This is a genomic window from Limosilactobacillus mucosae DSM 13345 (assembly GCF_001436025.1).
Classification (GTDB): Bacteria; Bacillota; Bacilli; order Lactobacillales; family Lactobacillaceae; genus Limosilactobacillus; species Limosilactobacillus mucosae.
The window spans coordinates 1-8,378 of the sequence record NZ_AZEQ01000036.1 but is presented as its reverse complement, the minus strand read 5'-3'; the positions used below and the strand labels follow the sequence as shown (position 1 = coordinate 8,378).

Genomic DNA, 8,378 nt, shown 5'->3' with positions numbered 1-8,378 from the left:
ATTGCGCAAGGTCGAAAACCTAAACGAGTGGTTAATCATCCTCAGATCCATGAGTCAAATTAGATAGCCGGCAGCTACCCGCTAAAATTACAGTTAGCTTGACCAAAATATCATAAGCAGTAATAATTAAAATGAAATTCAGCCAATTCGTCGAGGAACAGATACGCTGAAACATTTACGATGAATGCTACTGAAAATTGATCTATATGGCTTAATCGACAAGGTAGATGAATAAACCGATGAAATTACTATCAACAGCAATTGGTGACTTTTGGATGAATGCTGATAAAATCGTCTTACCTTTTAAAGCAGTTGATGTGACCGATATTGTAAATAAGCGTTACACTTATTCCGTCGATCAATCAATTATACTGATTCCAGAATTACCAGAGCATTTTAGTTACAGTGAGTTGGCACTTGAGTCAAACATAAAATTATATCAGCATCATAAAAACGACTGGTGCACTGATGAATTTTATTCGGGAACGTTGTGGGAAATTAATGACAAGATCTTGGGTGTTGCCAATTATGTAGACAATGGCCAACTGGACGAGCATGAAAAACCAAGTGATTTGGGCTTTCCTTCTTATTTTGATATTGATGATCGTTATCGTGGCCAATTATTGTTCCAAGTAACCTACAAGTCCTTGGATGGGTATCAGCTACTTGATAAGCAAGGCATCGATGACCTGTCGATTGATTTTTCCTTTGAAGAAATGTCTCTTTGGATCAATTCAAGAAAATGATTGAAAATGAATGGACAGTATTATCTAATCAAAAAGATTGGCACCAAGTATAAATTTTACTGGGCCCCACGCTCTCCATGGCCCAAGAAGAATTTTGAAGATTGGGGCGTAGCAGTTATTGATTTTTCCTGGGTAACCGAAGACCCGCGTCCCAAACATCTGCGAGCCGCGCCTTTAGGATATCAGCTGAAGCCCAGATATCAGGTTTTAAGGGATCCTGAGATAGATGGTGTTAGAGATAGCAGTTACCGTCACATGGTACTTGGAACGGGACATGTCTATGGATGTCTACTTAAAATGAGTGAATTCCGTAGATATGCAGCTTGGGAATCGGGTTAAATGAATATCCTATATTGTTAATGAATCGGAAATTAGTATCATTCAAGCTAGACTTGGCCCACCAATTCTAGCTTGGCAATATTTTCTTACAGGAATAATTAAACCAGCGATGACAGAATTTAATCGGGGATTAGCTTGATAATGCCATATCTAAAATTAGCATCGGCTGACTATGTCGTTTACCTTAAACTTGGGCCAAGAATAGATGACGAATGGATAGATTCAGCGATTGAAGTTTACGAAGAAGAATCTTTGTTTTTTAAATTGAGCCCACTCTGATATTTTAATGAACTGCAGATTTTATTGTCGATCATGGAAAAATTCTTGCAGAATCCAAGCCAGAAAAATACCTATGAATTGATGGATGATCCAACGGTGGAATTTTCTTTTGATGATGAATATGATGGAATGATCTTACGACTTTATCGTAGTTTTAAACTCCAAGATCATTTAACGCTCTATTTGGATATTGACCAGCTAAAGCATCTGGTTGCGTATCTAAAACTTTATATCGGTAAACTGAATAAGAAAGCTAAAGAGATTCAAACAATGTATGAGAACGGCTTTTTGCAAGGCGATTAGAAGTTTAATGAGGTAATTCAATGATTAAATCACTCCAACCTGTTAATATCGATCAAGTTGTAGCAATCTGGCTGGAAGCAAACAGCTAGGTACATTCGTTTATTCCAGCTCAGTATTGGCAAGAAAACCTTGAGCTGGTAAAGAAAATGCTTTTGCAGGCTGCAACTGTCCGGTCTGTCATGCTAATGCATTAAAGATGCTTCAGTAATTAATTTAGCCAATGTTTTAAATAGTAAATAACAGCGGTCGATCGCACAATGCGGTTGGCCGCTGCTTGCCTTAAATATTATAGTTCTGCATCCCCAATACGCGCTTTAAAGACGGTTGCCGGTTTTATAATTAAGAGTAGATAAATCAGTAAAGAAGGGAAACGGCAATGAAGGTATTCGTACAGATCAATCAAAACGGGATGCCCTATAGCATTAATAGCTACGCTGCTATGACCGGCTTTGAAAAAATGGGCTTTGAGGTAGTCTTGTTTAAAAATCTAAGCGATGTCTTAGACAAAATGAAGCGTGAAGACGTGGTAGTTGGTGGACTGGGAACGGTTCGGCATCGTCTAAGCAGTCTTGGGATTGATTATCAAGAAATTAACTATCCACAAGAAATTCGCCAATATCTCGGTCGCAGAATCTGGCATTCCAAGATGAATACCATCAACAGCCATCCCGAAATGTGGCCAGTCTTTGTCAAATCGGTAACGGGCAAGCAAATTACCGGCAAAGTTATCCGCTCGCCAAGAGATCTGATGGGACTGGGATCCAACTATGAAAATCCTAATGTAATCTGCAGTGAGGTGGTTGATTTTACAGCAGAATGGCGAGCCTATGTACGCTATGGCAGAATCGAAGGCGTGCGCCAATACTATGGTGACTGGCACTATCATTATGATCCAAATATAATTGAACAATGCCTGCATGACTACCATAATTGTCTAGCTGGCTGCTCACTTGATTTTGGTGTTACCAAAGCAGGTCGGACACTATTAGTCGAGGTCAATGAAGGATATTCTTTGGCGGCTTATGGACTTTACGACATTCGCTATGCCAAACTGCTGACGGCACGTTGGGCAGAGATGACAGGAACCAAAGATGAGTGTGCCTTTGATTTAGACTGAGGGTATGAAAATGAATGGGCAGTATTATCTGATCAAAAAATTGGCACCAAATATAAATTTTACTGGGCCCCTACCTCGCCGGCACCGGAAAAAGATTTTGAAGACTGGGGCGTAGCAGTTGTTGATTTCTCATGGAGAACCGATGATCCTCGTCCCAAGCATCTGCGCGCTGTTCCATTGAGCTATAACCTGCAGCCAAGATACCAAGTCCTGAGAGACCCTAAAATTGATGGCATTAGAGATAAAAGATGGCGATATACAATTTTGGATGGTAGGTGCGATCGCTGTATCAATCTAGATTACACTCATCCCTATTATTGGTGGGAATCTGGCTAGTTCTATTGAAGAATTGATTAGTGATTTACCATAAGGAGAAAATTATGATTTTAAAGTTGTTGAGCGGGCCGCAGTTGATGATCAAGGTAATCCTTACCCAATTTTGTACATGGAAAAAGACAATGATGACAAGTGATCAGCAAGTTGAGATGATAAAATAGTAAAAAATATCGATGAGGTAAGTCTATGTCTTTACTATTAGCGGTCATCTACTTGATTTTTGTCAGTCTGGGACTGCCGGACTCATTGTTGGGGTCGGGTTGGCCAAAGATGCAAGTTGAGTTTGGCGTGCCATCTTCTTACGCTGGTTATGTATTTATGATGATCAGTGCCATGACGATCATCTCAGCTCTGTTGAGTCCCAAACTGATCCAAAGGCTGCACGTTAAATGGATCGTGACGGTTTCAATTATGCTGACGATTTTTGGCCTGCTTGGCTTTTCGTTTTGCACGCAGTACTGGATGCTTTTGGTCTGCGCAATTCCATATGGACTGGGCGCGGGAGCCATTGATGCGGCTATGAATCATTACGTTGCCAACAACTATTCAGGCGCGGTGATGAATTTTTTGCACTGCTTTTATGGTGTTGGGGCAATGATCAGTCCATATCTGATGGCATTGGCGATTAAGGTTGCGCACTGGAATGAGGGCTATCGTTGGACGGCCTTTTTACAGATCGGGATTTTGCTGGTTGTAATCAGTTCTTGGTCGCTTTGGCAGCAAAATGATTCTAAAGCAGATGAATCTAAAATTGACAGTGCCGGGATCAAAGAAACAATCAAACAGCCAGGCGTAATGGCAACGCTGCTGGCATTTTTTGCGTACTGTGCCGGTGAGGCAACGTGTTTTTTATGGGTGCCAAGCTATTTTGCAGGTACCAGAACTGGAATAAGCAGCGAGCTCGTGGCCTCGTTTGGTTCGCTGATCTTTGGCGGCTTGATGATTGGACGACTGATTGCCGGTTTTATTGCAAATCGATTGGGTGATCGGCGTATGATTCGAAGTGGAACGATGGTGGAGCTGATTGGGATTTTGCTGACGGCGCTGCCGATCAAAGGCTATCTAGTGGCGGCAATCGGCTTTTTGATCATTGGTATTGGGATGGGACCAATCTATCCGTCAATTCAACACATGGCACCAATTAATTTTGGCAAGCGCTACAGTGCGTCCGTAATTGGCTTGCAGATGGCTTTTGCCTATACGGGATCAACGTTTATGCCGACTGTTTTTGGAATTTTGCAACAAAAACTCGGTATCTGGATCATGCCGCTGTATCTACTAGTATTTGCTGGATTAAGCTTTGCACTGTTAGAGCTGTCGTATCGCCAAGAAGCAAGACTGTAAAATTGATTATCAAGAGGTGTCAGCAGTGGCATCTCTTTTTATTTTGGCAGCTATAGGAATATAATTGACTTAAAGTTAACTTGAAGTAGTAGCATAAAATTTGAAACGAGGTCCAGCCATGACAGAACTGACGATTACGCAAACCAGCCAAAAGTATCATCTTAAACCAGCCACGCTCCGCTATTATGAACAGATTGGCCTGCTTCCAGATGTTCCTAGGCATTCAAATGGTAATCGCTATTATGATGATCAGCTGCAGCAATGGATTGAGATGATCGTGTGTCTGCGTCATTCCGGAGTACCGGTTGATGTTTTGGTTGAGTATGCCGAACTGCTTAAGCAAGGCGATTCGACACTGCAGGCTCGTGAGAATCTATTAAAGAACCAGTTGGCAGTCTTGGAAGAAAAGCGTCATAATCTGGACCGCTCGATTCAGCGACTTGAGCATAAGATCTCGTTATATGAAACTGGTGAGATCAAAAAAGAAAAATCTTATTTTGATAAGTATCGAATTTTAGACGACTAACGGAGGTACTGTTATGAAAACAGTCATTAATCTTTTCCATCCAAACTATCAATATTCACAGGTTAACAGGGCAATGGTGGATGCCGTTAAAGATGAGATCGAGGTCCGCAATCTGGCCGAACTTTATCCAGACTTTAATATCGACATCGAAAAAGAACAGCAGGTGATGGCTAATGCCGATCGCATTGTTTTGCAGTTTCCGCTGCAGTGGTATTCAACGCCGGCTCTGTTAAAGCACTGGGAAGATCAAGTTTTTACCTATGGCTGGGCTTATGGGAGTCAAGGAAATGCCTTGCAAGACAAGCAGTTGCTGATTGCGGTAACGGTTGGCGCTGATAATTATGGCCGTGATGGTTTTGTCAAATATACGGTTGATGAATTATTACGGCCACTGCAGGCAACCAGCCGTTTGATCGGGATGAAGTACATGAAGCCATTTGTCGTAATGGGGGCATCTTCAATCAGCAATGCCGAACTTAAGAACGTGGGGCCAAGCTATCGCAAATATTTAAATGATGAAACGATTCCGGTACTTGGCGACTTTGAATAAACGCTGATTGAATGCCACGGGTGGATTAAAGAAAGCTGGTTAAAAAATGGAATATACGAAGCTGGGTAATACCGATATTGATATCTCAAAGATTTGTGTTGGCTGCATGAGCTTTGGTAAGCCAGGAACCATGCATGACTGGACGCTGGATGCTGCCGAATCAGAAAAAGTCGTTAAGCATGCTTTAGATTTAGGAATCAATTTCTTTGATACGGCCAATGGCTATTCAAAGGGGACCAGTGAGCAATACCTTGGCCAAGCCATTAAGAAGAATATTGCGCGCGATCAGGTCGTAATTGCCTCGAAAGTCTATTTCAACTCAGGACGACTTTCTGCTGCAGCTATTCATCGAGAGATCGATGGCACCTTGAAGCGACTGGGGACTGACTATCTGGATTTGTACATCATTCACCGCTTTGATTATGAAACGCCAATTGAAGAAACCATGGAAGCTTTAAATGGCCTGATAAAAGCCGGCAAAGTTCGGGCAATCGGGGCCTCGGCAATGTATGGCTACCAGTTCTACAACTTGCAGCTGGCCGCCAGAGATCATGGCTGGGCTCAGTTCCAATCCATGGAGAATCACTATAACCTGCTTTATCGTGAAGACGAGCGCGAACTGATTCCGATCTGTAAGCAAATGGGTGTTTCACTGATGCCATATAGTCCTTTGGCAGGTGGTCATTTGACCCATCCAGGTTGGCATACTGATTCACTGCGCAGTAAGACTGATCGCGTGCTGGCTGGCAAGTATGATGATTATGAGCAGCAAGATCTTTTGATTATTCAGCGCGTAGAAGAACTGGCTAAACGCTATGGCGTCAAGATGGCTCAGATTGCTCTGGCTTGGCATTGGGCAAAGGGAGTAGCTTCGCCAATCGTTGGTGGTACCAAGACCAGTCATTTAGATGATGCGGTCAAAGCATTAGACGTTAAACTAACGCCAGCAGACATTGCCTATCTTGAAGAACCATACACGCCACATAAAATCGTTGGCGCCATTAACCATAACCCAGCAGAAGGTGTGGTTTTGCTGGATGAGAAAAAGTAATGGGGTAACGCAACCGGTTTTGATCAATTGAAGAGATTTAAAAAGAGGGGTCTAAGTGGGCACCTCTTTTTAAATAATTGAGGCAAGGTAGGTGCTTTTTACCCAATCTGTAAGGCCAAATAAATCCACCAGCAAACGCTCGAAGTGATCGTGGTCTGGACCCGACAGTAGTTTGACGGGTAGCTGATCGACCATCTTAGGATTTGGGTTGACTGTCGTAATCGATTTGGAGATCGTTTTAAATCCCCGCTATTCTGGCATTTGCTGACTGGTGGAAAGCTGACGGGGAACTGTCGTGGTCAAAGATTATCGGATTTGGTATGATTGAGAAAAATTAAAGGGGAGATCAAAATGCGTGAAAACCAAATCAAAAAGCTACGTCAGTCTCAAAACCTTTCCCAGGAAATGTTGGCTGAAAAAGCTCAGGTTTCGGTAAGAACGATTCAGCGCTTAGAAGCCGGTGAGGAAGCCAGTGTTGAAACGTTGAATCTGGTTGCTGGCGCATTAGGCGTTGGCATCAAGGACTTGTATGATGTGGAAAAAAGCAGTGATTATGAAGAAAAAATTGCATCGGCTGACCAGAAACTGCAGTACCAATTAGGCATGCGGCATAATGAATACAAGAACTTCAAACAGCTTTATGACACCTGCTACATTATTTTGATGCTGCTCTGGGGTGCATTATTTGGCTTGGTGCCAGGCGGCGTTGCACGATCGGTTATGGGCGTACTCTGGGTTGGTGGCTGGATGATTATGGGGCCTCTTCAAAAATATATCGTGCTCAAAAAAGTCAGTCCCAAGCTGGATGCCAAATATCCAATGACTGCCAATCGCTTAGATAAAAACGAAATTCATAAAAAAGAAAATGATGATTAGAGTTTTAGCCGTCAGCCGTTTAGCTGGCGTTTTTGGGTTGATGTTGCATAGCGATAAAAAGTACCTAAATAAAGCAGGAATTGGTTATCGAATTTGATACGGCAGATAATATAGTCGATCTTCAAAATCAGTACTTATACGTAGATTAAGATTATAAAAATCATGTATTGGTAGTATAGTGAAAAAACGAATGGGGTGATCCAATGAAAGTACTGCATATTGGCAAGCAGGGCAACTTGCAGCGATTTGCGGCTGCTGACGGCTTTTTGCGCTCGCTGGAACTAACCGATCTAAAACCAGGACTGCCAGTCAAAGAGTATTTAGACCAAGCAGGCGATGCTGATTTTATCGTCGTTGATGCTATTTCCAGCGTCTCTGGCGAGTTGATCAAGCAGATGCCCAATCTAAAAGTAATTCATTCAGAAGGCGTGGCCTATAACGCAATCGATCTAAAGGCTGCTGATGAATACGGCGTTTATGTTTGCAACGCTAAGGGAATGAATGCCATGGCGGTTGCCGAGCAGGCGGTTTTGCTGATGGTGGGAATGCTGCGCAATGTGGTTGTCAACGATGCGGCCGTACGCAATGGACATCAGATTGAAACTAAAGAAGGCTACATGCAAAACGGCAATCTGTATGAGCTGGCTGACTGCAGCGTGGGACTAATTGGCTTTGGTGACATTGCTCAAAAAACGGCTCGTTTGTTAAAAGCTTATGGCGTCAAAGAAATCTATTACTACAAGCGTCACCGACTTGATCTAGAACAAGAGCAACAGTTTGGCGTGCAGTATCGTGAATTGGATGACTTATTGGCAAGCAGTCGGATTGTCAGTCTGCATCTGCCAGTTACCGATGCTACTATGCATATGGCTGATCAGGACTTTTTTGCCAAAATGCAGCCAGGCAGCTAC

The 8,378-nt window shown here is 42.7% G+C and carries 9 protein-coding genes; all 9 read left to right on the top strand.

What is annotated here, in order from left to right:
- Positions 1–239: 239 nt before the first annotated feature.
- On the top strand, positions 240–746 hold the full coding sequence (locus FC47_RS09815) for a hypothetical protein (RefSeq protein WP_056968773.1): 507 nt from the start codon (positions 240–242) through the stop codon (positions 744–746).
- Positions 747–1,397: 651 nt separating this feature from the next.
- Complete coding sequence (locus tag FC47_RS09805; RefSeq protein ID WP_155519182.1) at positions 1,398–1,667, top strand: hypothetical protein; 270 nt, start codon at positions 1,398–1,400, stop codon at positions 1,665–1,667.
- 376 nt (positions 1,668–2,043) lie between these two features.
- On the top strand, positions 2,044–2,784 hold the full coding sequence (locus FC47_RS09800) for an ATP-grasp domain-containing protein (RefSeq protein WP_056968770.1): 741 nt from the start codon (positions 2,044–2,046) through the stop codon (positions 2,782–2,784).
- Positions 2,785–3,306: 522 nt separating this feature from the next.
- A complete protein-coding gene (locus FC47_RS09795; RefSeq protein ID WP_048345803.1) occupies positions 3,307–4,464 on the top strand; it encodes an MFS transporter in 1,158 nt (385 codons plus the stop codon).
- A gap of 118 nt (positions 4,465–4,582) precedes the next feature.
- The gene (locus FC47_RS09790; RefSeq protein ID WP_048345804.1) at positions 4,583–4,990 is read left to right on the top strand and encodes a MerR family transcriptional regulator; all 408 of its coding nucleotides are present in this window, start codon (positions 4,583–4,585) and stop codon (positions 4,988–4,990) included.
- A 13-nt stretch (positions 4,991–5,003) separates the two neighbouring features.
- Entirely contained in the window at positions 5,004–5,540 is a 537-nt protein-coding gene (locus tag FC47_RS09785) for an NAD(P)H-dependent oxidoreductase (protein ID WP_039945901.1), read from the top strand.
- A 46-nt stretch (positions 5,541–5,586) separates the two neighbouring features.
- Entirely contained in the window at positions 5,587–6,591 is a 1,005-nt protein-coding gene (locus FC47_RS09780) for an aldo/keto reductase (protein ID WP_056968769.1), read from the top strand.
- 351 nt (positions 6,592–6,942) lie between these two features.
- The gene (locus FC47_RS09775) at positions 6,943–7,467 is read left to right on the top strand and encodes a helix-turn-helix domain-containing protein (RefSeq protein ID WP_048345805.1); all 525 of its coding nucleotides are present in this window, start codon (positions 6,943–6,945) and stop codon (positions 7,465–7,467) included.
- Positions 7,468–7,670: 203 nt separating this feature from the next.
- Positions 7,671–8,378, top strand: a 708-nt coding sequence (locus FC47_RS09770) for an NAD(P)-dependent oxidoreductase (protein WP_056968768.1), incomplete at its 3' end; no start/stop codon positions are given.

What these genes read in the sequence shown, in the direction of transcription:
- FC47_RS09805 (WP_155519182.1), top strand. Translation starts at nt 1,398, where the DNA reads ATGGAAAAATTCTTGCAGAATCCAAGCCAGAAAAATACCTATGAATTG.
- FC47_RS09790 (WP_048345804.1), top strand. Translation starts at nt 4,583, where the DNA reads ATGACAGAACTGACGATTACGCAAACCAGCCAAAAGTATCATCTTAAA.
- FC47_RS09800 (WP_056968770.1), top strand. Translation starts at nt 2,044, where the DNA reads ATGAAGGTATTCGTACAGATCAATCAAAACGGGATGCCCTATAGCATT.
- FC47_RS09785 (WP_039945901.1), top strand. Translation starts at nt 5,004, where the DNA reads ATGAAAACAGTCATTAATCTTTTCCATCCAAACTATCAATATTCACAG.
- FC47_RS09795 (WP_048345803.1), top strand. Translation starts at nt 3,307, where the DNA reads ATGTCTTTACTATTAGCGGTCATCTACTTGATTTTTGTCAGTCTGGGA.
- FC47_RS09815 (WP_056968773.1), top strand. Translation starts at nt 240, where the DNA reads ATGAAATTACTATCAACAGCAATTGGTGACTTTTGGATGAATGCTGAT.
- FC47_RS09780 (WP_056968769.1), top strand. Translation starts at nt 5,587, where the DNA reads ATGGAATATACGAAGCTGGGTAATACCGATATTGATATCTCAAAGATT.
- FC47_RS09775 (WP_048345805.1), top strand. Translation starts at nt 6,943, where the DNA reads ATGCGTGAAAACCAAATCAAAAAGCTACGTCAGTCTCAAAACCTTTCC.